Here is a 21,140-nt window from a genome sequence, read left to right as displayed (position 1 = left end):
GTCCTTGATTCCATGAAAGGTACGGGCCCGGCTCCGTCGTTGGAGCAGGTGCGTAAGCTGGTGATACAGGTCAGCGCAAGACGTAATCAGCCCATCGCTTCATCCAACGTTAATATTTCCTTCACAAATCCTCCATCAGAAAATTCCTACCCCCCACGCCCCTGTCCAAGGTCACTTGGCAAGCCACACCGGCCCCGGCTAGCGTCGGTGGATTCATGTTTCTGGCGAGGGGAACTGCATGGCATCGACGTTGTTGCGCACCGGGGTGGCACTGGCGCTGGTTTCATTGAGCACGGCACCGGCGGTGGGCGCCTCGCGCTTCGTCGCCGATCCCTACCCCAGCACCTACCAGGCACACCCCGATGCACCGGTGCTGATCCAGAACGCCACCGTGCTGACCGGCACCGGCCAGCGCCTGGACAACGCCGACGTGCTGCTGCGCGAGGGCCGCATCGTTGCCGTCGGCCGCCAGCTGCAGGCCGATGCCGGTGTCACCCGCATCGATGCGCAGGGCAAGTGGGTCACACCCGGCCTGATCGACGTGCACTCGCACCTGGGCGTGTACCCCAGCCCGGGCGTCGGCGCGCACAGCGACGGCAACGAGATGACCGCGCCGGTCACCGCCAACGTCTGGGCCGAACACTCGGTGTGGCCGCAGGACCCGGGTTTCGCCACCGCACTGGCCGGCGGCGTGACCAGCATGCAGGTGCTGCCGGGCTCGGCCAACCTGGTCGGTGGTCGTGGTGTGACCCTGAAGAACGTCCCCGCCATCACCTACCAGGCGATGAAGTTTCCCGGCGCACCGTGGGGGCTGAAGATGGCCTGTGGCGAGAACCCGAAGCGGGTCTACGGCGGAGGCAAGGGCGTCGCCCCAGCCACGCGGATGGGCAACGTTGCCGGTTACCGCGCCGCCTTCATCGATGCCGCCGACTACATCGCCAAGAACAAACCGAGGCCGGCCAAGCGCAAGGGCTGGTTCGGCAGCGATAAGGGCGACAGCGCCGGTGATGCCGGCGGCAAGCGCGATCTCAAGCTGGACACGCTGGCCGGCGCGATCGAAGGCGACATCCGCGTGCACATCCACTGCTATCGCGCCGACGAGATGGCCACCATGCTCGACCTGGCCAAGGAATTCGGCTTCAAGGTGGCCGCCTTCCACCACGGCGTGGAGGCCTACAAGCTGGCCGACCGGCTGGCCGCCGACGGCGTCTGCGGCGCGCTGTGGGCCGACTGGTGGGGCTTCAAGATGGAAGCCTTCGACGGTATTCCGGAGAACATCGCATTGGTCGATCGGCCGAAGAACAGCTGCGCCATCGTCCATTCCGACTCCCCCGAAGGCATCCAGCGCCTGAACCAGGAAGCGGCCAAGGTGATTGCCGCCGCGCGCCGCGCACGCATGCCGGAGATCCCCCCCGAACACGCCATCACCTGGATGACCGCCAACGCCGCCAGGGCGCTGGGGATTGAAGGCCAGACCGGCACCCTGGAGGCCGGCAAGATGGCCGACGTGGTGGTGTGGAACGGCAACCCCTTCAGCTCGTACGCGCTGGCCGAGCAGGTCTTCATCGACGGCCGCCGCCTGTACGACCGCAGCGCACCTGCGGCCACGCCACGTTCCGACTTCCAGCTTGGCCAGGAGGTGCACTGATGCGCGCGTTGAACAAGCGTCGCCGGGCATGGCTCGGCGCTACGGTCATGGTGCTGGCCTGCCTCTCCGCATCCGCGCAGGCGCAGGACCTGCTGGTGCGCAACGCGACCGTGCATACGGCCAGCACGCGCGGCAGCCTGCAGCACGCCGATGTGCTGGTGCAGGGCGGGATCATCCGCGCAGTCGGCAGCGGGCTGTCCGCCCCGGCCGGCGCCAGCGTGGTCGAGGCCGATGGCCGCCCGCTGACACCGGCGCTGTTCGGGGGCATCACCGAGATCGGCATCGAAGAGGTCTCCGGTGAAGCGAGCACGGTCGACAGCACGTTGAAGATCGGCGAACAACCGTTGCGCCCCGAGTTCGATGTCACCCTGGCGTACAACCCGGCCTCGGTGCTGATCCCGGTGGCACGCCTGGACGGCATCGGCTTCACCGCCCTGGGGGCGGCCACCGGTGGCGGCTTCGTTGCAGGCCAGGGTGGCGTGATGCGGCTGGACGGCAGCGCCGATCCCCTCGGGCCGCGCGCGCTGTTCCTGCGCCTGGGGTCGGCCGTAGTGGAGCTGACCGGGCAGTCGCGTGCAGCGCAATGGATGCTGCTGCAGCAGATGGTGGACGAGGCGCGTGGCCAGGTTGCCGCGGACTCACCGCACGCGCTGCTGACGCCGGCCGGGCGCCGCACGCTCAGCCGCTACCTGGCCGGGCACGGCCGCATCGTGGTGGAGGTGGACCGCGCGGCGGACATTCGCCAGCTGCTGCGCTGGGCCGCCCGCGAAAAGGTGAAGATCGCCATCGCCGGTGGCAGCGAAGCCTGGCAGCTCGCGCCGGAGCTGGCCGCCGCACAGGTACCGGTTTTCGTCGATGTGTTGTCCAACCTGCCGGCCAGCTTCGACCAGATCGGCGCCACGCTGGAAAATGCGGCACGCCTGCAACGTTCCGGCGTGGCGGTCTCGTTCGTGCAGCGTGGCGACGCCTCGCACAACGCCCGCAAGATGCGCCAGCTGGCCGGCAATGCCGTGGCCAACGGTTTGCCCTGGGCCGACGGCCTGGCCGGCCTGACCCGGGTGCCGGCGCAGGCGTTCGGCGTGGCCGACCAGATCGGCAGCATCGAGCCGGGCAAGCGTGCCGACCTGGTGCTGTGGGAGGGCGACCCGCTGGACGTGGCGCACTATGCCGAACAGGTCTGGCTGGGCGGCCGGGCGATGCCGATGCGCTCGCGCCAGACCGAACTGCGCGACCGCTACCTGCAGCGCAACGCGCAGCCCTGACCTCCAGTTATTCAAGGAAACCTGCATGGCCACCCTGCGCTGGTACTTCGACTTCGTCTCGCCCTATTCCTACCTGCACTGGCAGAAGCTGAAGCAGCTACCCCAGTTCGCACAGATCCAGACCGTGCCGATCGCCTTCGGTGCCGTGCTGCATCACCTGGGCAACCTCGGGCCGGCCGAGATTCCGGCCAAGCGCCGCTTCATGTACCGCCAGCTGCTGTGGACTGCGCAGGCCGAAGGAACACGGCTGCGGTTCCCGCCGGGCCACCCGTTCAACCCGTTGTCTGCCCTGCGGCTGTGCCTGGCCGCCGGTGGCAGCGTGCAGGCGGTGGACGTGCTGTTCGACTGGATCTGGCGCGACGGCAATGCCGCCGATAGCGCCGAGGCCCTGCGCGAACCGGCTGCGCGGCTGGGGATCGAGGATGTCGCCAGCGCCATCGCGGCCCCCGCGGTCAAGGAGCAGCTGCGGAGGAACACCGAGGCCGCCATTGCTGCCGGCGTGTTCGGCGTACCAACCCTGGCCATCGATGACGAACTGTTCTGGGGCAACGACGCCCATCCGTTGATGGCCGCCGTGCTGGCCGATCCCGCCCTGCTGCAGCAGCCCGAATGGCAGCGCCTGGCCGAACTTCCGGTGGCCGTGCAGCGCAGTCGCTGAACAGGGCCTGGCGCGTTTCCCTCGCGCGCCACGCCGGAATTTGAGATAGATTTCACGTTTCCGAACCTACAACCGCCCTGGAGGGGGAGCCGCGGATGCGCATCGGAATCGTCGTCGACTCGGCCTGCGACCTGCCGCAGGACTTCATTGCCGAGCACAACATCGTGCTGCTGCCGATCACCGTCCGCATCGGCGAAGCCGTGCTGGCTGATCATCGCGATGAGCAGGCCACGCTGAGTTTCCTGCATGCACACGTGGCCGAGCACGGTGCCGAGGCGGAGACCATCCCCTTCAGTGTCAACCAGATCCGCGACCTGTTCCTGCAGCAGCTGGTGATCGATTACGACCACGTGTTCTGCATGACCATCACCAAGACCCGCAGCCCGATCCACGATAATGCGCTGCAGGCCAGCTTCGCCATCCTCAACGACTACAAACCGGTGCGGCAGGCGGCGGGCTACAACTCGCCGTTCGCGCTGCGCGTGCTAGATACCCAGAACCTGTTCGCCGCGCAGGCGGTGACTGCGGTGGAGGCGGTTCGCCTGCGTGACAGTGGCGCCAGCGTGCAGCAGATCCGCGAGCGGCTGGAAGAACTGGCCGGCAACGTGCACGGCTACATGGTCACCCGTGATCTGTACTACATGCGTGCGCGCGCCCGGCACAAGGGCGACCGCAGCGTCGGCCTGCTCAGTGCGGCGCTGGGCAGCGCACTGGACATCAAGCCGGTGCTGCACGGCTACCGCGGCGAAACCGGGCCGGTCGCCAAGATCAAGGGCTTCGACAGCGCCGTGCAGAAGCTGTTCGCGGTGGTCGGCCAGCGCGTACGTGCGGGGCTGATGACGCCGACGGTGTGCGTCAGCTACGGCGGAGAACTGGACGAGTTGCGTGCCCTGCCCGGCTACGCACAGCTGAAAGAGGTCTGCGCCGGCCATGGCGTGACCGTGTACGAATCGGTGATGAGCCTGACCGGCATGGTCAATGTCGGCAAGGGCGCGGTCACGGTGGGTTTCGCCGATGGGCCACATCGGTTTGAATGAAGGCCGACCGTGGCTGGAATCTGCACATCGATTCCACCGCGGTTGTGCCAGTCTTGCCGCACTTCAAGGAGAACTTCATGCCCGCGCAGTACCACATCAGCCTGCCCGACCCGTCCAAAGCCCGCGGCAACGACCCTGACCTGTCCTTCCATTCGCAGGGCGCCGCCGGGTTCGCCGAAGAGCTGCAGGACGCCCTGCGCAGCGGCACGCTGTTCGAGCGCTGGAAAGCCAAGCAACCCGACCCGGATGCGGTGGAACCGCAGTGGGGCGTGACCGATCCGGACGCCACCGTGACTGGCGAGCAGAAGGACCTGCGCATCAACCTGGTCGCCACCACCCGTATCGACAGTGACGTGTTCAAGCAGCGCCTGCGCCTGCTGGCCGGCCACCACTGGGAACTGCGCGACGTGCGTTGAGGCCACGCCGTGGTAGGGCCGGCCGCTGGCCGGCAACCGAGGAGATGCCGGCCAGCGGCCGGCACTACCCAGTGCGATGTCCCTGGACGGGCGGCACGCCATGGGCTGGTCCGCTCAACAGTCCATGGTGCCGTGCGCGTTGCCCTCGTCATCCAGCACGCGCGCATGCAGGACCACCCGGTTGCGGCCGGCACGCTTTGCGGCATACAGGCCGGCATCGGCATCGGCCAGCAGCTGGTCGGCACTGGCCAGCGCCGGTGGGTGCAGGTAGCCCACGCCGACGCTGATGCTGACCGGGCCTTCCGGCAATGGCAGCGCTTCGACCGCTTCGCGCAGGCGCTCGGCCAGCGCCAGCACGCCCGACAGTGGGCTTCCAGGCACGATGACAGCGAATTCTTCACCGCCATAACGCGCAACGCTGTCACCGCCGCGACCTGCGACGCCCTTCAGCACCCCGGCCACCGCCTGCAGGCAACGATCACCGGCCGGATGGCCGTGCCGGTCGTTGAAGGCCTTGAAGTGGTCGATATCCACCAGCAGCAGGCCCAGCTCGGTGCCGCTGCGCCGCGCGCGATTCCACTCGGAGGTCAGCCGCGCGTCGAACTCGCGGCGATTGGCCACGCCGGTGAGGCCATCCTGCCGCGCCAGTTGATCCAGCGCCGCCTGACGCTCCAGCAGATCGGTCTGCAGCAGGACGCTGCGCAGGCCGAAACCAAGGGTGGCTACGACGAAGCCCGCGACGGCCAACGGCCGCGCATGATCGACCACCAGCGTGCCGACCACCAGCAGCAGCAACGGCAGGATGATCGGACCGGCGGCTTGCACCGTCCTCGCCAGCCGCGGGTGTGCCGTGGTGCCTGTGTCCGGCGCCGTGTCCAGCGCCATGCAGGCGATCAGCAGAAAAGGTACGTCGATCAGCAGGTCGTTGAACGCACCGAATGCATCATCGGAGGTGTAGTGGTTGATGTAGTAGGCCACCAGCAGATAGGCCAGTGCGTACAGCGCCAGTGCACGGAAGAACCTGCGCCGTTCGGGCACGTCGCCGGCCAGCCATCGCACCACGGCGAACGCGGCGATACACAGGTTCTGGATGTCGAACATGCGCTGCATGTTGGACATGGCATGGGCGTCGACCTCGACACGGGCGGCGAACGATGCGGTGTGCACGAAGAACAGCACACCCAGCAGCGCCGCCATCGCCGCGTCGATCAGGCTGATGCTCGGGCGCTCGCGGCGTGCCCGGGCCAGGATGAACACCAGCGGCACGCCATACAGCACGTACAACAACAGGCTGACGCGTGGGGTGAAGTCAGCCCGGCCGGCACCCAGCGCATCCACCATGTTGAACGTCATGCCACCGGCCCACAGCAGCAGTGCCATCGCGGTAGAACGCCAGCCCAGAGCGGCGCGGTCACGTTGCGCCCGCAGCAGGCACGCGGCGGCGGCCAGCAGCGGTGCGCCGGTCAGGAACAGGAAAGAACCCACGCCCGCCGGGCTCGGCCAGAACGCCACGGCCAGCCCATGGCAGAGCACGTACAGCAGCGCCAGCACTACCGGCATGCATCCCCCCGATCCGCAAGGCCGTCTGAGCGCACGATAGCGCGCCGGCACGCCACAGCGGCGTGATCCACTGCGGCAAAACGACACTCCGCGTGCACCACCACGGTAGTGCCGGCCGCTGGCCGGCAACCCGCAGCCCTGTGATCCCCTGGGATTGCCGGCCAGCGGCCGGCACTACCGGAAAGCCCTCAGGCGTGCAGGGCGCGGGCGTGGTGGGCGACGTGCTCGCCGATGAAGCTGGCGATGAAATAGTAGCTGTGGTCGTAGCCCGGCTGCAGGCGCAGGGTCAGCGGATGGCCGGCTGCGCCGCAGGCCTGCTGCAGGCGCTGCGGCTGCAGCTGGGTCTGCAGGAACTCGTCCGCCTCGCCCTGGTCGACCAGCAACGGCAGGCGCTCGCTGGCCGTCGCCAGCAACGCACACGCGTCCCACTGCGCCCAGTCGGCTGGGTTGTCGCCCAGATAAGCCGTGAACGCCTTCTGCCCCCACGGTACGTGGCTGGGCGCGACGATCGGCGAGAACGCCGACACACTGCGGTAGCGCCCCGGGTTGCGCAGCGCGATCACCAGCGCACCATGGCCGCCCATCGAATGGCCGCTGATCGCGCGTGCATCGGTCACCGCGAAGTTCGCCTCGATCAGCGCCGGCAGTTCCTGCGCCACGTAGTCGTGCATGCGGTAGTGCTTCGCCCACGGAGCACGGGTGGCATTGAGGTAGAAGCCTGCCCCCTTGCCCAGGTCGTAGCCTTCGGCATCGGCCACGTCATCACCGCGCGGGCTGGTATCCGGCGCGACGATGATCACACCGTGCTCGACCGCATAGCGCTGCGCGCCGGCCTTGGTGATGAAATTCTGCTCGGTGCAGGTCAGGCCGCTCAGCCAATACAGCACCGGCAGCTTCTGCGTTTCCGCCTGCGGCGGCAGGTACACGGCGAACTGCATGTCGCAGCCCAGCGTGGTGGAATGGTGCCGGTAGACGTCCTGCCAGCCGCCGAAACAGGCGCGGTGTTCAATGCATTCCATGGTGCTCTCCTGCGCGGCGGCGTCAGCCGTCACGTGTGTTGATCAACTCATCCAGCTGCGACAGCAGGCGCAGAAGCGATTCGACGCCAGGCTGGCCATCCAGATTGCGGTACGCCGCCACCGCCACGTCGCTGCGCGGTGGCCATTGGCCGTCAGCGCGGGCTTCGTGCAGGCGCGGCAGGAATACCTGCGCAAGCCAGTGCTCGAACGGCATGCCATCGTCGCTGCCGAAGGCCGAAGTCACCGCACGCGGTGGCCCCACCTCGCCGTCGACCCAGCCCAGCGCACGCAACGCCTGCTCGATCGGGTCGACCAGGGCCGCGCGCGGATCTTCCGCACGCGGCCTGCGAAGGGCATCCAGCCAGCCCATGACGCGCCTCAGTAGTGGACCACCGAACGGATCGACTTGCCTTCATGCATCAGGTCGAAGGCGTCGTTGATCCTGTCCAGGTCCATGGTATGGGTAACGAACGGGGCCAGTTCGATGTCGCCCTTCATCGCGTCCTCGACCATGCCCGGCAGCTGGCTGCGGCCCTTCACGCCACCGAAGGCAGTGCCCATCCACTTGCGGCCGGTTACCAGCTGGAACGGGCGGGTGGAGATCTCCTGCCCGGCACCGGCCACGCCGATCACCACGCTCTGGCCCCAGCCACGGTGCGCGCATTCCAGCGCCGCGCGCATCACGTTGACGTTGCCGATGCACTCGAAGCTGTGGTCCACACCCCAGGTGGTCATTTCCACGATGACCTGCTGGATCGGCTTGTCGAAGTCCTTCGGGTTGATGCAGTCGGTGGCGCCGAATTCGCGCGCCAGTTCGAACTTGGACGGATTGGTGTCCACCGCGATGATGCGGCCGGCCTTGGCCTGGCGCGCACCCTGGATCACCGCCAGGCCGATGCCCCCCAGGCCGAACACCGCCACGCTGTCGCCTTCCTGCACCTTGGCGGTGTTGTGCACCGCGCCGATGCCAGTGGTGACGCCACAGCCGAGCAGGCAGACGTGCTCCGGGTTGGCGTCCGGGTTGATCTTCGCCAGCGAGACTTCGGCCACAACGGTGTACTCGCTGAAGGTCGAGCAGCCCATGTAGTGGTACAGCGGCTCGCCGTTGTAGCTGAAGCGGCTGGTGCCGTCGGGCATCACGCCCTTGCCCTGGGTGGCACGCACCGATACGCACAGGTTGGTCTTGCCGCTCTTGCAGAACAGGCACTCGCCGCACTCGGCGGTATACAGCGGAATCACGTGGTCGCCCGGCTTGACGCTGGTCACGCCCTCGCCCACTTCCACCACGATGCCGGCGCCTTCATGGCCCAGCACCACCGGGAACAGGCCTTCCGGGTCATCGCCGGACAGGGTGAACGCATCGGTGTGGCAGACACCGGTGTGGGTGATCTTCACCAGCACTTCGCCCTTCTTCGGCGGGGCGACGTCGATCTCGACGATCTGCAGCGGCTGGCCGGGACCAAAGGCGACGGCGGCACGGGACTTCATGATGGCTTCTCCAGGATCAGGCGGAAATGGGATACAGCGTGAGCGGCGCGACGTCGCGCCGTCGTTATTTCAGGTACGAGCGGATCAACGCGCTCATGTCGCGCACGCGTTCGGCGCGTTGTTCGTCGGAGGCGGCGGGCTGGCCGAATTCCTCGCGCAGATGGGCCTCCATCACCTCGGACATCAGGCCGTTGACCGCGCCACGGATGGCGGCGATCTGCTGCAGCACCGGCCCGCAGTCGGCGCCGGCTTCCAGCGCGCGGTCCAGCGCATCGCACTGGCCGCGGATGCGGCGCACGCGGGCCAGGACCTTCTTCTTCTCTTCGGGGGAGTGCGGCATGGCGGGCCAGCTCGGAACTATACTGGGGGATAGTATATACGCAAAAAGCAGAAGGGTTGACGCAATAGGCTGCTTGGCAGCTCTACGCCGGGTGCCTGCAGAAACCAGATGCAGCCACCGCACTGTCCTAGATGCACGTCATCCGCCGCGAGCTGGCCCAGCTGCCGCCGGCCCATGCCATCTGGTCGTTCGATGATAGGTAGCTGGAGCACGACCGATGGCGGCGCTCCGGCCTACCGGGTTCAGGCCTCCTCGCGCACGTAAGCGAACGACTCGTCCAACCGCTCGAAGCCGATCACATCAGCGACGATGGCCTGTGCGTCGTCTTCGCTGATGTTTCCTTCTTCAATATCGTCAACGCGGGCGAACAACCGCTGCAACGCCGCGAACTGGTCGCCGCGCAGGAACGACTGGTGGCTCTGCAGCCAGCGCTGCAGATTGCCGGCCAGCTCGCCATGCGACAGCAGCGTATACGGCGCTTGGTAGTCGGCAACGGCTTCGACCATCTTGCGGAACAGGAAATCCTGGTAGTTGGCGGCCAGCACATCGGCACGATCATCGTCATGCCACACGAGCACGACGGGCGGCTCGGCAGAATCGGGCGCGTTGCTCCAGAAGCAGTAGCTGTCGCCGCCGCCGGTCCGCGCGAACGGCAGCAGCTGCAGGTCGGAACGCAGGGGATTGTAGTGGTCCTCGGCGGTCAGCTCCTGCCACGCTTCGAGCAGCTCATCGTGTTCCAGGGGTTCGTATTCCTGCGCGTACAGCAGCACCGGCGGATCCGCCTGCAGCGTCGGGAACACCACCTCGGACCAATCCGGATGCGGACTGCCCCAGCTCAATCGGCCTGCTGTCTGCAACTGCTTGAACAAAGGGGGGAAGGCCTGCCCGGTGGCCTGTTCGATGTCAGAGAGTGCGCTCATGGAAGTCCTTGTCGATAGAGGTCGCCCAGCTTGCCCGAATCCTCGCAGGAGATGAACCGGCAGCAACAGGTGGCGGGACTAGACTGCAACCACCGGATGCAGGAAATCACTGCCATGAACGCCACTGCCCGCAACTTCATCATCAACATCGACGTGCCCGACCTGGCCGCCGCCGAAACGTTCTACCTGGCCGCGTTTGGATTGCGCATCGGTCGTCGGCTCGGCCCCGGCGCGGTGGAACTGCTCGGTGGACCCACGCCACTGTACCTACTGCAGAACGACGCCGGCAGCGCCGCCACCGAAGACGGCGACGTGCGTGACTACGAGCGCCACTGGACCCCGCTGCACCTGGACTGGGTGGTGGAGGACATCGACGCCGCGTTGATGCGTGCGGTCGCGGCCGGGGCGATGCTCGAGCAACCGGTGCGCGAGCGCCGCTGGGGCCGTATCGCCGTGCTGGCCGATCCGTTCGGGCACGGCTTCTGCCTGATCCAGTTCAGTGGCGAAGGCTACGACGCGCTGGTCGAATGAATTGCCGTCTGCATTGCGGGCGCCAATCCACGCATGGCGCGGATCTACTGGTCTGGTCCTGGTGGACGCCATCCGGTAGATGCCGACCGTTGGTCGGCACTCCTGCAGCACCTCACTCCCGCAACATATCCACGAACGCACGCAACGCACCGGGCATCTGCCGTTGCTTCGGGTAGTACAGCGCAAACCCGGCGAACGGTTCGCTCCAGTCTTCCAGCACCGCCACCATCTGCCCCGATTCGATGTACGGCCGCGCGGTGTCTTCCAGCACGTAGGCCAGGCCGATGCCATCAAGCACCGCGCCGACCACGGTGCCCTGCTCGCTCAGCGTCAGCCGTCCGGGCACGTCGATTTCCAGCGCCTGCCCACCGCGCTCGAACTGCCACTTGTACAGATGCCCGCTGGCAAAGCGGAAGCGGATGCATTCATGCGCGGCCAGGTCGCGCGGATGCAGCGGCGCCGGATGCCGCCGCAGGTAATCCGGCGAGCCGACGATCAGCCCGCGCAGCGGTGGCCCCATCGGCACCGCCACCATGTCCTCGGGCACGAACTCGTGCAGGCGCACGCCCGCGTCGTAGCCCTCGGCGACGATATCGACCAGCCCATCATTTTCGGTCAGCTCCACCCGCACGTCGGGATGAGCGTGCAGGAAGCGCGCCAGCCGAGGCCGCAGCTGGGTCGCCACCGCCGCGCGGGTGGCGTTGATGCGCAGCAGGCCGGCCGGGGCGGCGCGGAAGTGGTTCATTTCTTCCAACGCGTCATGCACCTGCCCCAGCGCCGGCTGCAAGCGCTCCAGCAGGCGCTGCCCGGCCTCGGTCAGGGCCACGCTGCGCGTGGTGCGGTGGAACAGGCCCACGCCCAGTCGTTCTTCCAGCGCGCGGATCGCATAGCTCACCGCCGAGGTCGACAGCGCCAGCTCGGCGCCAGCGCGGCGGAAGCTGCGGTGGCGGGCAACCGCCGCGAACGCGGCCAGGTGGGAAAGGTTGTCAGTGGCCATGATTGTGCAGTTTCACTTGATGAATCATGCCGATATCCACGCTTCTTGCCATTGGGAACGCGGCGTATTGTAAAGCGCCTTTCGATAAACCCTGCCAAGGATTCCCCATGTCCCTCGCCCGTGGTTACGCCGCCCATTCCCATACTGCTCCGCTGGTCCCCTATGAGTTCGAACGCCGTGCGGTCGGTCCCGACGATGTGCGCATCGAGATCCTCTACAGCGGCATCTGCCACTCCGACCTGCACCAGGCCCGCGATGACTGGGGTGGCTCGATCTACCCGATGGTGCCGGGCCACGAGATCATCGGCCGCGTCACCGAGGTCGGCAGCAACGTCACCCGCTTCAAGGTCGGCGACCACGCCGGCGTGGGTTGCATGGTCGACTCCTGCCGCCACTGCGACGCCTGCCAGCACGACCTGGAGCAGTACTGCGCCGAGGGCGCGACCTGGACCTACAACGGCCGTGAACGCGAAAGCGGCGCACCGACCTACGGCGGCTATTCCGACCACGTGGTGGTAGAGCAGCGCTTCGTGGTGAAGGTCTCCGACACCCTCGACCTGAAGGCGGCCGCACCGCTGCTGTGCGCCGGCATTACCACGTGGTCGCCGCTGCGCCATTGGAAGGTCGGCCCGGGCCAGAAGGTCGGCGTGATCGGCCTCGGCGGCCTCGGCCACATGGGCGTGAAGTTCGCCAAGGCGCTCGGTGCGCACGTGGTGATGATCACCACCACCCCGGAAAAGGGCGCCGATGCCAAGCGCCTGGGCGCCGATGAGGTGCTGGTCTCGCGCGATGCGGCGCAGATGAAGGCGCACGCCGGCAGCTTCGACTTCCTGCTCAATACCATCCCGGTCAGCCATGACACCAATCCGTACATGGGCCTGCTCAAGCGCGAAGCCACCATGTGCCTGGTGGGCGTGCTGACCGAACTGGACCCGCCGTTGACCGGCGGCAGCGTGATCTTCGGCCGCAAGCACCTGACCGGCTCGGCGATCGGCGGCATGGCCGAAACCCAGGAAATGATGGACTTCTGTGCCGAGCACGGCATCGTCAGCGATGTGGAGATGATCGACATCAGGAACGTCAACGAAGCCTGGGAGCGCATGGCGAAGAACGATGTGCGCTACCGCTTCGTGATCGACATGGCGACGTTGAAGAACGCGGCCTGAGCCAAGGCAGATGTGGAAATGAAAAACCCCGGCAATGCCGGGGTTTTTCTTCTGGTAGTGCCGGCCGCTGGCCGGCAACCCCGCATGACGGTCAGTACGCGAACTCGCGGAACACCGGATCGACGTCACCATGCCAGCGGCCATGGAACAGCGCCAGCTTGCGCTCGGCCGGGGTCAGGCCGGATTCGACGATCTCCTGCAGTACGTCCAGGAACTTGCTCTCGTCCTGGCCATCGGCATTGCGCGCAGCACGGCGCTTGAGGCCTTCCACGGAAATCCTGACCGCTTCCCGGGCCAGGTCGCGCACCGTGCCGTTGCGGAACGGCAGGTTCATTGCATGCTTCGGCACGCCGTCACGCAGCGCATGGCGCTCGGCCAGGGTGAAGTCACGCACCAGGTCCCAGGCAGCGTCCAGCGCAGTGTCGTCGTACAGCAGGCCCACCCAGAACGCCGGCAGCGCACACAGGCGGCTCCACGGGCCACCATCGGCGCCGCGCATTTCCAGGTACTTCTTCAGGCGCACTTCCGGAAACGCGGTGGTCATGTGGTCCGACCAGTCGCGCAGGGTCGGCAACGCGCCCGGCAGCACCGGCAGCTTGCCCTGCATGAAGTCGCGGAAACTCTGCCCGCTGGCGTCGTGGTAGGTGCCGTCGCGATAGGAGAAGTACATCGGCACGTCGAGCAGGTAATCGACATAGCGCTCGTAGCCGAATCCATCCTCGAACACGAAGTCGAGCATGCCGGTGCGGTCGGCGTCGGTGTCGGTCCAGATGTGCGAGCGATAGCTCAGGTAGCCGTTCGGCTTGCCTTCGGTGAACGGCGAATCGGCGAACAGCGCGGTGGCGATCGGCTGCAGCGCCAGGGACACGCGGAACTTCTTCACCATGTCCGCTTCGGTGGCGTAGTCCAGGTTCACCTGCACCGTGCAGGTACGGGTCATCATGTCCAGGCCCAGCGAACCGACCTTGGGCATGTACGCGCGCATGATCTTGTAGCGGCCCTTCGGCATCCACGGCATTTCATCGCGCTTCCACTTCGGCTGGAAGCCCATGCCGAGGAAGCCCAGCTGCAGTTCGCCGGCCACCTGCGCCACTTCGTTGAGGTGGGTGCCGGTCTCCACGCAGGTCTGGTGGATGGTCTCCAGCGCCGCACCTGACAGCTCCAGCTGGCCGGCCGGTTCCAGCGTCACCGAGGCCCCATCGCGCAGCAGGGCGATGGTGCAGCCATTCTCCTGTACCGGCTCCCAGCCGAAGCGGACCAGGCCGTTGAGCAGTGCTTCGATGCCGCGCTCCCCCTCGAAGGTCGGCGGTCGCAGGTCATCCAGGCGGAAACCGAACTTCTCGTGCTCGGTGCCGATGCGCCACTGCGCGCGGGGCTTCTCGCCGGAGGCGATCACCTCCACCAGCTGCGAGCGGTCGGTAATGGGGGTATCGGCGACGTGGCTGGGGCTCGACAAGGGGAAGGCTCGCTGGACGGTGGCGGGGGATGTGGGGCTCGCGGCCTTCCATCGCAAGGGCGCACTATAGCGTGGCACCTCGTTGCGTCATGCGACGGTGACGGGTTTCAGCATCCTACCGACGCCCTCTTGACCCTCGTACACTCAACGTCATGAGCCGCCATTCACGACACCCCGAACTGCACCGCTCCGAGCGCGTCGGCTGGCTGCGTGCCGCCGTGCTGGGCGCCAATGATGGCATCGTCTCGGTGGCCGGCCTGGTGGTCGGCGTGGCCGCCGGCGGCGCCTCCGCTACCACCATCCTCGCCACCGGCGTGGCCGGCACCGTGGCCGGCGCGATGTCGATGGCCGCCGGCGAGTACGTCTCGGTACAGACCCAGGCCGACACCGAGGACGCAGACCTGGCAATGGAAAGGCGCGAGCTGCGCGAAAATCCGCACAGCGAGCTGGAGGAGCTGGCTTCGATCTACCGCCACCGCGGCCTGGAGCCTGCGCTGGCACGGCAGGTGGCCGAACAGCTCACCGCCCATGATGCGCTGGGTGCCCACGCCCGCGACGAACTGGGCATCACCGATACCCTGCGCGCCCGCCCGCTGCAGGCAGCGCTGGCCTCGGCCGGTGCGTTCACCTGCGGCGCGGTGCTGCCTGTGCTGACCGCCCTGCTCGCACCGGTCGACAGGGTCGCACTGATGACCACGGCCAGTACCCTGCTCGGCCTGTGCCTGACCGGCGCAGTGGCGGCCAGGGCCGGCGGCGCACCGCCGGTTCGCGGCGCGATCCGGGTGATGTTCTGGGGCGCATTGGCGATGGCCGCGGCGGCCGGCGTCGGTCGCCTGTTCGGTGCCCACGTGTCATGACCGCCATGCTGCCACCGGCCACCGCACTGCTGGCCGAGATGGCCAGCCTGGCCGGCTGCGCACGCGCCGAAGGTTATGCGTGCATCACCGCTCGGCGCGAACATGGCGCCAGCTCGGTGGAGATTCCACAACCGCAGTTCGCGATCCTGCTGGAAGGCCGCAAGCAGGTGCGTACCGCGCACCAGTCGCTGGAGTTCATCCCCGGCGACATCCTGCTGCTGACCCAGCGCTGCCGCATCGATGTGGTCAACACCCCCGACCCACGCAGTGGCCGCTACCTCAGCGCCATCGTGCCGCTGTGTGCCGAAGTGCTGGCGGCCGCACGTACGCTGTGGAGCGGGGAGCTTCCCGCCGCCGGTCATGCGATGGCGCGACTGCCGTTGATCGATCATGGCGTGGTGCTGCGCCAGTGGCGGCAATCACTGCAGGACGGCCGTTACAGCGAAGCGCGGCTGGCCCTGGCCTCGTTGGTACTGACCCTGTGCCGGCAGGGCCACGGCAACCTGCTGCTGCCGCAGGCGCCGAGCCTGGGCGAACAGATCCGCGACCGCATCGCCGCCGAACCGGCTCGCGACTGGCAATCGCGTGATGTGGAAGCGCTGTTCGCGCTGAGCGGCGCGACCCTGCGCCGTCGGCTCGCCGCCGAGGACACCAGCCTGCGCCAGCTGCTCACCGAGGCCCGGCTGGCGCATGGCATGCAGTTGCTCTACACCACCGACCTGCCGCTGAAGACCGTGGCCGCACGCGCGGGCTACCGGTCTGCGGCCAGTTTCAGCAAGCGCTTCGCCGAGCAGTACGGGCTGGCTCCCACAGACATTTGAGGGGGTTCGGCAGGGCTTGCAGCCCTGCACCTGCAGACGCGACGGCAACAGCCGAAGCAACAGCAACAGCGTGCATTCCGTGAGGTGGCGGGACGGTGTCGGAGTGCGGGGACGCCGCAAGTACGTCCCTGTAGGCTTGGCAGCCGCATCCATGCGGCTGACACCCCGCACTCCGACACCGCCCCACCTCTGACAGATCGTCGCGGCTGTTGGTAGGTGTCGACCTTGGTCGACACATCTGTCAGACATCGAAATCGATCTGACCCCAAGAGAATTTCCAACAGATCACGGAAAACTGTCGAAGGCGGGGTGGGTCCGGTTGCGGGAGTGTCCGCGGCATGGATGCCGCGGCCAAGCCCCCATGGACGGGTTTACGGCGTCTCCCGCAACCGGACCCACCCCGCCATCCCACGGATAGCCCGCTGTTGCTGTTGCTGTTGCTGTTGCTGTTGCTTCGGCCGTTGCTCTGGCTCGTAGCGGGTGCAGGGCGCAGCCCTGCAGACAACACCCCCTTCCCTGAGCATTCCACGCAGTGGTTTGAGCGCCGTGCGCACGCCAGTCACGGCACGCTAGGCCAACGGAACCCCCGTCATCCACCGAGAACCCTCATGACCCTGCGCCACCTTCCCCTGCGCACCGCCCTGCTGCTGGCCCTGTCCGCCCTGCCACTGGCCGCGCTGGCCGAAGCCACCTCGCCCGCGCCCACCCAGCAGGTGCCCGGCGTCTACCACCAGCGCGTCGGTGCGCTGCAGGTCACCGCCCTGTTCGACGGCGTGGTCGCGCTGGGCCGGCAGGAAGTGGTCGACGTGCCGCCGACACTGGTCAGCCGCCTGTTGGAAGGCCGCTACGTGCCCGAAGACAAGAAGGGCCTGCAGACCGCGATCAACGCCTTCCTCGTGCGCCAGGGCAACCACCTGACCCTGGTCGATACCGGCACCGCGCAGTGCTTCGGCCCCGGCCTGGGCCAGGTGCTGGGCAACCTGCGCGCCTCCGGCGTGGACCCGGCCGAGGTGGACGAGGTGCTGCTGACCCACGCCCATCCGGACCACCTGTGCGGGGTGCTCGATGCGCAGGGCAAGCCGGCCTACCCGAATGCCACCGTGTGGCTGTCCAGGGCCGATGCCGACTACTGGCTCAATCCGGCCAGCGAGGCTTCTGCGCCGAAGGGTGTGCGCTTCGCCTTCCCGCTGGCACGCAACGCGGTGGCGCCGTACCAGGCCAGTGGCCACCTGCGCACGTTCAACCCCGGCGATGCCCTGCCCGGCGGCGCGGTGGCAATGGACACCCATGGCCACACCCCCGGCCACGTCTCCTACCGGTTCGACAGCCAGGGCCAGTCACTGCTGGTGTGGGGCGACGTGCTGCACTTCCATGCGGTGCAGTTCGCGCACCCCGAGGCCGCGTTCGAGGCCGATTCGGACCGCAAGGCGGCCATCGCCAGCCGTCGCGGGCTGCTGCAGCAGGCCACCGCCAACGGCTGGTGGGTGGCCGGTGCGCACCTGCCGTTCCCCGGCCTGGGCCACGTCCGCAGTGAAGGCCAGGCCTATGCGTGGGTCCCGGCGGAGTATTCGCCGTTGAAATGACCTCGTGTAGCGCCGAGCCCATGCTCGGCTACCACGCGCAGCGTGCCGGGATTCCGCAGCCGAGCGTAGGCTCGGCTCTACAGGAAGGCAGGGAAGGCCTTATTCCAGCCCCAGCCAGCCGCCGATCACGGCGCGGGCTTCGTCCACGCCGGTACGGTCTTCGCCGGAGAACACCTGCACGCTGACGCTGTCACCGTAGGCCGATTGCAGCTCCTTGCGCACCTTCTGCAGGGACTGCATCTGCTGGCTGCGGCTGAGCTTGTCGGCCTTGGTCAGCAGGGCGTGCGCCGGCAGGCCGCGCTGCACGGCATAGGACAGCATCTGCCGGTCGTAGTCCTTCAGCGGATGACGGATGTCCATCACCACCACCAGCCCCTTCAGGGCCTCGCGGGTGCGGAAGTACTTGTCGATGAAGGCCTGCCAGTGCGCCTGCAGGTCCAGCGGCACCTTGGCGTAGCCGTAACCGGGCAGGTCGACCAGATGCGCCTCCGGGGTGACCTGGAAGAACACCAGCTGCTGGGTACGGCCGGGGGTCTTGGAGACACGCGCCAGGGCGTTCTGGCGGGTCAGCGCGTTGAGCGCACTGGACTTGCCGGCGTTGGAGCGGCCGGCGAAGGCCACTTCGGCCCCTTCGTCGGGCGGCAGCTGCCGCACGTTATGGGCCGAAAGGTGGTAACGGGCGCGTTCGATGAGCAATGACATGTGCCTAGGATCGCATGTTGCGGCGCCGCGCGCCCGTGCCGGCGGCCTTTGCGGGCATTTTGCTGCACTGCTGCGTTGACCGTGCGCGGAAACGGCGTTGATAATCCGAACGATGCCGGCGGCCACCGCCCGGCCCGGTCCATACGGAGCTTCAGCATGCGCCACGCTCGCGTTCTTGCCGTATCCGCCCTTGCCACTGCTGTAGTCGTTGCCGCTGCTGCGTTCGCGCAGACCACGTTGACCCCGCTGCCCGACAATGGGCCGATCAACACCGCCTCGCTGGAGGTGGATTTCAGCAAGACCCACTGGGGCGATGCCAAGGCCGGCCAGGCCAAGGCCTCGGCCTGCGCGGCCTGTCATGGCGTCGACGGCAATTCCACGGTGGACATGTATCCGTCCATTGCCGGCCAGAGCGAGCGCTACGTGGCCCAGCAGATGGCCCTGATCGCCAATGGCCAGCGCAGTTCCGGCGCGGCAGTGGCGATGGTGCCGTTCGTGCAGAACCTCACCCCGCAGGACATGCGTGATATCGGCGCCTACTTCGCCACGCAGAAAGCCAACGCCGGCATCGCCGATGACACGGCGGTGACCGAGGGCCCGTACAAAGGCATGAAGTTCTACGAGATCGGCCAGCAGCTGTACCGCGGCGGCGATGCCAAGCGTGGCCTGCCGGCCTGCATGGCCTGCCATGGCCCCAGCGGTGCCGGCAATCCCGGTCCGGCCTATCCGCACCTCGGTGGGCAGCACGCCAGCTATGTCGCGCGCCGCCTGCAGGAGTACCAGGCCGGCCAGACCAACGAGACCGACAAGGCGCACTTCCAGATCATGGCCACGGTCGCGCAGAAGCTCAGCGAGCAGGAGGTGCAGGCGCTGTCGAGCTACCTGCAGGGCCTGCACAACAAGGCCGACGATGTGGCCGGCGCGGCCACGCCAACACAACCGGCTGCCGCCCCCTGACCACCACTGGTCGGCCCGGGCCGCGACGACGGCCCACGGCTGCGGTATGTTTCCTTCACGCCGGCGGCTGCGCCGGCGTTGCTTTTTTCAACGGAGATGCGTGTCGATGAGGTTGATTTCCCGCCTGCTGTTGTCCGTGCTGGTGCTGCTGCCGCTGGCAGCCTGCGCCGCCACCCCCGCCAATGCCCCGCTGGTCGAGGGCAAAGACTACGAGCGCATCGCCCAGCCGGGCCCGTTCCAGCCGCTGGCCGGCAAGATCGAGGTGGTCGAAGTCTTCGGCTACACCTGCCCGCACTGCGCCCATTTCGAACCGCAGCTGGAAGCCTGGGCGGCCAAGCTGCCGGCCGACGTGCGCTTCATCCCGGTCCCGGCGGCCTTCGGCGGTGCCTGGGATGCCTGGGCCCTGGCCTACTACGCCGCCGATGAAGTCGGCGTGGCCAAGCGCAGCCATGCCGCCGTGTTCAAGGCCCTGCACGAGCAGGGGTCGCTGCCGATGCAGAACGTCTCGGCCGATGAGCTCGCCACCTTCTACAAGGCCTACGGCGTGACCCCGGACCGCTACATCCAGGCCCTGCGCGGCGATGCCGTGCAGAAGAAGGTCGACGCCGCGCGCGCGTTCGCCCAGCGCACCAAGATCCCGGGCACCCCGGCCCTGATCATCAACGGCCAATACCTGGTGCGCGGCGAGAGCTTCGACGACCAGCTGCGCATTGCCTCGGCGCTGATCGCGCAGGCGCGCGCCGCCCGCGGCCGCTGAACCAACACCCACCACCGACACGGCGTTGTCGCCGCCGCATGTCATCATTTCCCCTTGGCCGGCGCTTGCCGCCGGCCCCACCTTTCCAGATGCTGGAGACGTTTCCATGAAGATCCGTTACGCCCTCGCCCTCGCAGCGCTGCTGCCGATCCTGGCCGCCTGCAAGGCCGACGACGGCAGCACCAACACCACCGCGGCCCCGGCCGAACCGGCAGCCACCCCGGCAGCCACCACCGAACCGGCTGCTGCGCCGGCAGCGGGCAGCGAAGGCGCCGCGCCGGCTGCCGCTGAAGGCGAGAAGGCCCCGGCCGAAGCGGCGCCGGCCGCCGCACCGGCCCCGACCACCGCCGCACTGACCGGCCCGGCTCCGGTGGAAGGTGCCGACTACCAGGTGATCCCGAACGGCCAGCCGTTCCAGCCGGCCGCCGGCAAGATCGAAGTGACCGAGATCTTCGGCTACGTCTGCCCGGCCTGCGCCGCGTTCCAGCCGCTGGTCGGCCCATGGAAGGCCGGCCTGCCCAGCGACGTGAACTTCGTCTACGTGCCGGCCATGTTCGGCGGCACCTGGGATGACTACGCCCGTGCCTTCTACGCCGCGCAGACCCTGGGCGTGCAGGAGAAGACCCACGAAGCGCTGTACGCCGCCATCCACTCGCAGAAGACCCTGAAGGGCGAGCGCGGCCGTGACTCGGTAGAAGACATCGCCAAGTTCTACGCCGCCTACGGCGTTGATCCGAAGCAGTTCGCGGCCACCATGGGCAGCTTCGCGGTGAATGCCAAGACCAACTCGGCCAAGCAGTTCGCCCAGCGCAGCCAGATCAGCGGCACCCCGTCGATCATCGTCAACGGCAAGTACCTGGTGAAGGGCAAGAGCTTCCCGGACATGCTGCGCATCGCCGACCACCTGATCGCCCGCGAACGCGGTGCGGCCCAGGCTCACTGATCCAAGAGAAGCATTTCCCGGC

At 67.6% G+C, this 21,140-nt stretch carries 22 protein-coding genes; 13 read left to right on the top strand and 9 right to left on the bottom strand.

From position 1 onward, the window contains the following. Positions 1–238 precede the first annotated feature (238 nt). The 5 genes from AC5P8U_RS05710 to AC5P8U_RS05690 all read left to right on the top strand — a co-directional run bounded on the left by AC5P8U_RS05710 (position 239) and on the right by AC5P8U_RS05690 (position 5,021). The gene (locus AC5P8U_RS05710) at positions 239–1,648 is read left to right on the top strand and encodes an amidohydrolase (RefSeq protein WP_188240616.1); all 1,410 of its coding nucleotides are present in this window, start codon (positions 239–241) and stop codon (positions 1,646–1,648) included. After that, the gene (locus AC5P8U_RS05705; protein ID WP_188240615.1) at positions 1,648–2,910 is read left to right on the top strand and encodes an amidohydrolase family protein; all 1,263 of its coding nucleotides are present in this window, start codon (positions 1,648–1,650) and stop codon (positions 2,908–2,910) included. The genes AC5P8U_RS05710 and AC5P8U_RS05705 overlap by 1 nt, the downstream gene beginning before the upstream one ends. 25 nt (positions 2,911–2,935) lie before the next feature. Continuing rightward, a complete protein-coding gene (locus AC5P8U_RS05700) occupies positions 2,936–3,568 on the top strand; it encodes a 2-hydroxychromene-2-carboxylate isomerase (protein WP_111202285.1) in 633 nt (210 codons plus the stop codon). 95 nt (positions 3,569–3,663) lie between these two features. Beyond that, on the top strand, positions 3,664–4,605 hold the full coding sequence (locus tag AC5P8U_RS05695) for a DegV family protein (protein ID WP_019662081.1): 942 nt from the start codon (positions 3,664–3,666) through the stop codon (positions 4,603–4,605). Positions 4,606–4,682: 77 nt separating this feature from the next. Further along, the gene (locus tag AC5P8U_RS05690; RefSeq protein ID WP_006469105.1) at positions 4,683–5,021 is read left to right on the top strand and encodes a hypothetical protein; all 339 of its coding nucleotides are present in this window, start codon (positions 4,683–4,685) and stop codon (positions 5,019–5,021) included. Between the two features lie 114 nt (positions 5,022–5,135). Here AC5P8U_RS05690 and AC5P8U_RS05685 read toward each other — a convergent pair whose 3' ends face one another. The 6 genes from AC5P8U_RS05685 to AC5P8U_RS05660 form a co-directional block, all read right to left on the bottom strand. Then, on the bottom strand, positions 5,136–6,581 hold the full coding sequence (locus AC5P8U_RS05685; RefSeq protein ID WP_072167618.1) for a GGDEF domain-containing protein: 1,446 nt from the start codon (positions 6,579–6,581) through the stop codon (positions 5,136–5,138). Positions 6,582–6,769: 188 nt separating this feature from the next. Next, positions 6,770–7,600 carry an S-formylglutathione hydrolase gene (gene fghA / locus AC5P8U_RS05680; RefSeq protein ID WP_072167619.1) on the bottom strand — a complete coding sequence of 277 codons (831 nt, stop codon included), beginning with the start codon at positions 7,598–7,600 and terminating at the stop codon, positions 6,770–6,772. 22 nt (positions 7,601–7,622) lie between these two features. Next, entirely contained in the window at positions 7,623–7,970 is a 348-nt protein-coding gene (locus AC5P8U_RS05675) for a YqcC family protein (protein WP_072167620.1), read from the bottom strand. 8 nt (positions 7,971–7,978) lie between these two features. After that, complete coding sequence (locus tag AC5P8U_RS05670; RefSeq protein WP_061479597.1) at positions 7,979–9,088, bottom strand: S-(hydroxymethyl)glutathione dehydrogenase/class III alcohol dehydrogenase; 1,110 nt, start codon at positions 9,086–9,088, stop codon at positions 7,979–7,981. Between the two features lie 64 nt (positions 9,089–9,152). Then, complete coding sequence (frmR, locus tag AC5P8U_RS05665) at positions 9,153–9,428, bottom strand: formaldehyde-responsive transcriptional repressor FrmR (RefSeq protein ID WP_005411009.1); 276 nt, start codon at positions 9,426–9,428, stop codon at positions 9,153–9,155. Between the two features lie 242 nt (positions 9,429–9,670). Then, the gene (locus AC5P8U_RS05660) at positions 9,671–10,348 is read right to left on the bottom strand and encodes an SMI1/KNR4 family protein (RefSeq protein ID WP_439426372.1); all 678 of its coding nucleotides are present in this window, start codon (positions 10,346–10,348) and stop codon (positions 9,671–9,673) included. Positions 10,349–10,462: 114 nt separating this feature from the next. On the opposite strand from AC5P8U_RS05660, the gene AC5P8U_RS05655 reads away from it, so the two are divergent. Continuing rightward, positions 10,463–10,879 carry a VOC family protein gene (locus tag AC5P8U_RS05655; RefSeq protein WP_088497890.1) on the top strand — a complete coding sequence of 139 codons (417 nt, stop codon included), beginning with the start codon at positions 10,463–10,465 and terminating at the stop codon, positions 10,877–10,879. A 112-nt stretch (positions 10,880–10,991) separates the two neighbouring features. Here the strand turns inward: AC5P8U_RS05655 and AC5P8U_RS05650 are convergent, their stop codons facing one another. Next, entirely contained in the window at positions 10,992–11,876 is an 885-nt protein-coding gene (locus AC5P8U_RS05650) for a LysR family transcriptional regulator (RefSeq protein ID WP_061479601.1), read from the bottom strand. Between the two features lie 107 nt (positions 11,877–11,983). On the opposite strand from AC5P8U_RS05650, the gene AC5P8U_RS05645 reads away from it, so the two are divergent. Further along, complete coding sequence (locus AC5P8U_RS05645) at positions 11,984–13,042, top strand: NAD(P)-dependent alcohol dehydrogenase (RefSeq protein ID WP_061479602.1); 1,059 nt, start codon at positions 11,984–11,986, stop codon at positions 13,040–13,042. Positions 13,043–13,133: 91 nt separating this feature from the next. On the opposite strand, the gene AC5P8U_RS05640 is transcribed toward AC5P8U_RS05645, so the two are convergent. Further along, positions 13,134–14,498 carry a glutamate--cysteine ligase gene (locus tag AC5P8U_RS05640; protein ID WP_065185383.1) on the bottom strand — a complete coding sequence of 455 codons (1,365 nt, stop codon included), beginning with the start codon at positions 14,496–14,498 and terminating at the stop codon, positions 13,134–13,136. 152 nt (positions 14,499–14,650) lie between these two features. Between AC5P8U_RS05640 and AC5P8U_RS05635 the strand changes: the two genes are divergently transcribed. The 3 genes from AC5P8U_RS05635 (at position 14,651) to AC5P8U_RS05625 (ending at position 17,759) form a co-directional block, all read left to right on the top strand. Next, a complete protein-coding gene (locus tag AC5P8U_RS05635) occupies positions 14,651–15,355 on the top strand; it encodes a VIT1/CCC1 transporter family protein (RefSeq protein WP_072167623.1) in 705 nt (234 codons plus the stop codon). After that, a complete protein-coding gene (locus AC5P8U_RS05630; RefSeq protein ID WP_061479605.1) occupies positions 15,352–16,176 on the top strand; it encodes a helix-turn-helix transcriptional regulator in 825 nt (274 codons plus the stop codon). The genes AC5P8U_RS05635 and AC5P8U_RS05630 overlap by 4 nt, the downstream gene beginning before the upstream one ends. 608 nt (positions 16,177–16,784) lie before the next feature. Beyond that, positions 16,785–17,759 (top strand): MBL fold metallo-hydrolase, encoded by a 975-nt coding sequence (locus AC5P8U_RS05625; RefSeq protein WP_134970508.1) that lies wholly within the window; start codon positions 16,785–16,787, stop codon positions 17,757–17,759. A gap of 99 nt (positions 17,760–17,858) precedes the next feature. On the opposite strand, the gene yihA is transcribed toward AC5P8U_RS05625, so the two are convergent. Next, positions 17,859–18,461 carry a ribosome biogenesis GTP-binding protein YihA/YsxC gene (gene yihA, locus AC5P8U_RS05620; protein ID WP_049414655.1) on the bottom strand — a complete coding sequence of 201 codons (603 nt, stop codon included), beginning with the start codon at positions 18,459–18,461 and terminating at the stop codon, positions 17,859–17,861. A gap of 156 nt (positions 18,462–18,617) precedes the next feature. Between yihA and AC5P8U_RS05615 the strand changes: the two genes are divergently transcribed. From AC5P8U_RS05615 to AC5P8U_RS05605, 3 genes are all read left to right on the top strand, one after another. Next, positions 18,618–19,418: a c-type cytochrome gene (locus AC5P8U_RS05615; RefSeq protein ID WP_111007821.1), complete on the top strand. Its 801-nt coding sequence runs from the start codon at positions 18,618–18,620 to the stop codon at positions 19,416–19,418. Between the two features lie 106 nt (positions 19,419–19,524). Next, on the top strand, positions 19,525–20,175 hold the full coding sequence (locus AC5P8U_RS05610; protein WP_447897476.1) for a thiol:disulfide interchange protein DsbA/DsbL: 651 nt from the start codon (positions 19,525–19,527) through the stop codon (positions 20,173–20,175). A gap of 106 nt (positions 20,176–20,281) precedes the next feature. After that, a complete protein-coding gene (locus AC5P8U_RS05605) occupies positions 20,282–21,118 on the top strand; it encodes a thiol:disulfide interchange protein DsbA/DsbL (RefSeq protein WP_072167155.1) in 837 nt (278 codons plus the stop codon). The last annotated feature ends 22 nt before the right edge of the window (positions 21,119–21,140 follow it).

Source organism: Stenotrophomonas sp. YJH_SMC_81, assembly GCF_059370875.1.
The sequence above is the reverse complement of the archived record's forward strand: the minus strand, read 5'-3'. Positions and strand labels throughout refer to the sequence as shown.

What these genes read in the sequence shown, in the direction of transcription:
- AC5P8U_RS05610 (WP_447897476.1), top strand. Translation starts at nt 19,525, where the DNA reads ATGAGGTTGATTTCCCGCCTGCTGTTGTCCGTGCTGGTGCTGCTGCCG.
- AC5P8U_RS05670 (WP_061479597.1), bottom strand. Translation starts at nt 9,088, where the DNA reads ATGAAGTCCCGTGCCGCCGTCGCCTTTGGTCCCGGCCAGCCGCTGCAG.
- AC5P8U_RS05700 (WP_111202285.1), top strand. Translation starts at nt 2,936, where the DNA reads ATGGCCACCCTGCGCTGGTACTTCGACTTCGTCTCGCCCTATTCCTAC.
- AC5P8U_RS05635 (WP_072167623.1), top strand. Translation starts at nt 14,651, where the DNA reads ATGAGCCGCCATTCACGACACCCCGAACTGCACCGCTCCGAGCGCGTC.
- AC5P8U_RS05710 (WP_188240616.1), top strand. Translation starts at nt 239, where the DNA reads ATGGCATCGACGTTGTTGCGCACCGGGGTGGCACTGGCGCTGGTTTCA.
- AC5P8U_RS05630 (WP_061479605.1), top strand. Translation starts at nt 15,352, where the DNA reads ATGACCGCCATGCTGCCACCGGCCACCGCACTGCTGGCCGAGATGGCC.
- AC5P8U_RS05625 (WP_134970508.1), top strand. Translation starts at nt 16,785, where the DNA reads ATGACCCTGCGCCACCTTCCCCTGCGCACCGCCCTGCTGCTGGCCCTG.
- AC5P8U_RS05675 (WP_072167620.1), bottom strand. Translation starts at nt 7,970, where the DNA reads ATGGGCTGGCTGGATGCCCTTCGCAGGCCGCGTGCGGAAGATCCGCGC.
- fghA (WP_072167619.1), bottom strand. Translation starts at nt 7,600, where the DNA reads ATGGAATGCATTGAACACCGCGCCTGTTTCGGCGGCTGGCAGGACGTC.
- yihA (WP_049414655.1), bottom strand. Translation starts at nt 18,461, where the DNA reads ATGTCATTGCTCATCGAACGCGCCCGTTACCACCTTTCGGCCCATAAC.
- AC5P8U_RS05705 (WP_188240615.1), top strand. Translation starts at nt 1,648, where the DNA reads ATGCGCGCGTTGAACAAGCGTCGCCGGGCATGGCTCGGCGCTACGGTC.
- AC5P8U_RS05615 (WP_111007821.1), top strand. Translation starts at nt 18,618, where the DNA reads ATGCGCCACGCTCGCGTTCTTGCCGTATCCGCCCTTGCCACTGCTGTA.
- AC5P8U_RS05685 (WP_072167618.1), bottom strand. Translation starts at nt 6,581, where the DNA reads ATGCCGGTAGTGCTGGCGCTGCTGTACGTGCTCTGCCATGGGCTGGCC.
- AC5P8U_RS05655 (WP_088497890.1), top strand. Translation starts at nt 10,463, where the DNA reads ATGAACGCCACTGCCCGCAACTTCATCATCAACATCGACGTGCCCGAC.
- AC5P8U_RS05650 (WP_061479601.1), bottom strand. Translation starts at nt 11,876, where the DNA reads ATGGCCACTGACAACCTTTCCCACCTGGCCGCGTTCGCGGCGGTTGCC.
- frmR (WP_005411009.1), bottom strand. Translation starts at nt 9,428, where the DNA reads ATGCCGCACTCCCCCGAAGAGAAGAAGAAGGTCCTGGCCCGCGTGCGC.
- AC5P8U_RS05660 (WP_439426372.1), bottom strand. Translation starts at nt 10,348, where the DNA reads ATGAGCGCACTCTCTGACATCGAACAGGCCACCGGGCAGGCCTTCCCC.
- AC5P8U_RS05695 (WP_019662081.1), top strand. Translation starts at nt 3,664, where the DNA reads ATGCGCATCGGAATCGTCGTCGACTCGGCCTGCGACCTGCCGCAGGAC.
- AC5P8U_RS05645 (WP_061479602.1), top strand. Translation starts at nt 11,984, where the DNA reads ATGTCCCTCGCCCGTGGTTACGCCGCCCATTCCCATACTGCTCCGCTG.
- AC5P8U_RS05605 (WP_072167155.1), top strand. Translation starts at nt 20,282, where the DNA reads ATGAAGATCCGTTACGCCCTCGCCCTCGCAGCGCTGCTGCCGATCCTG.
- AC5P8U_RS05690 (WP_006469105.1), top strand. Translation starts at nt 4,683, where the DNA reads ATGCCCGCGCAGTACCACATCAGCCTGCCCGACCCGTCCAAAGCCCGC.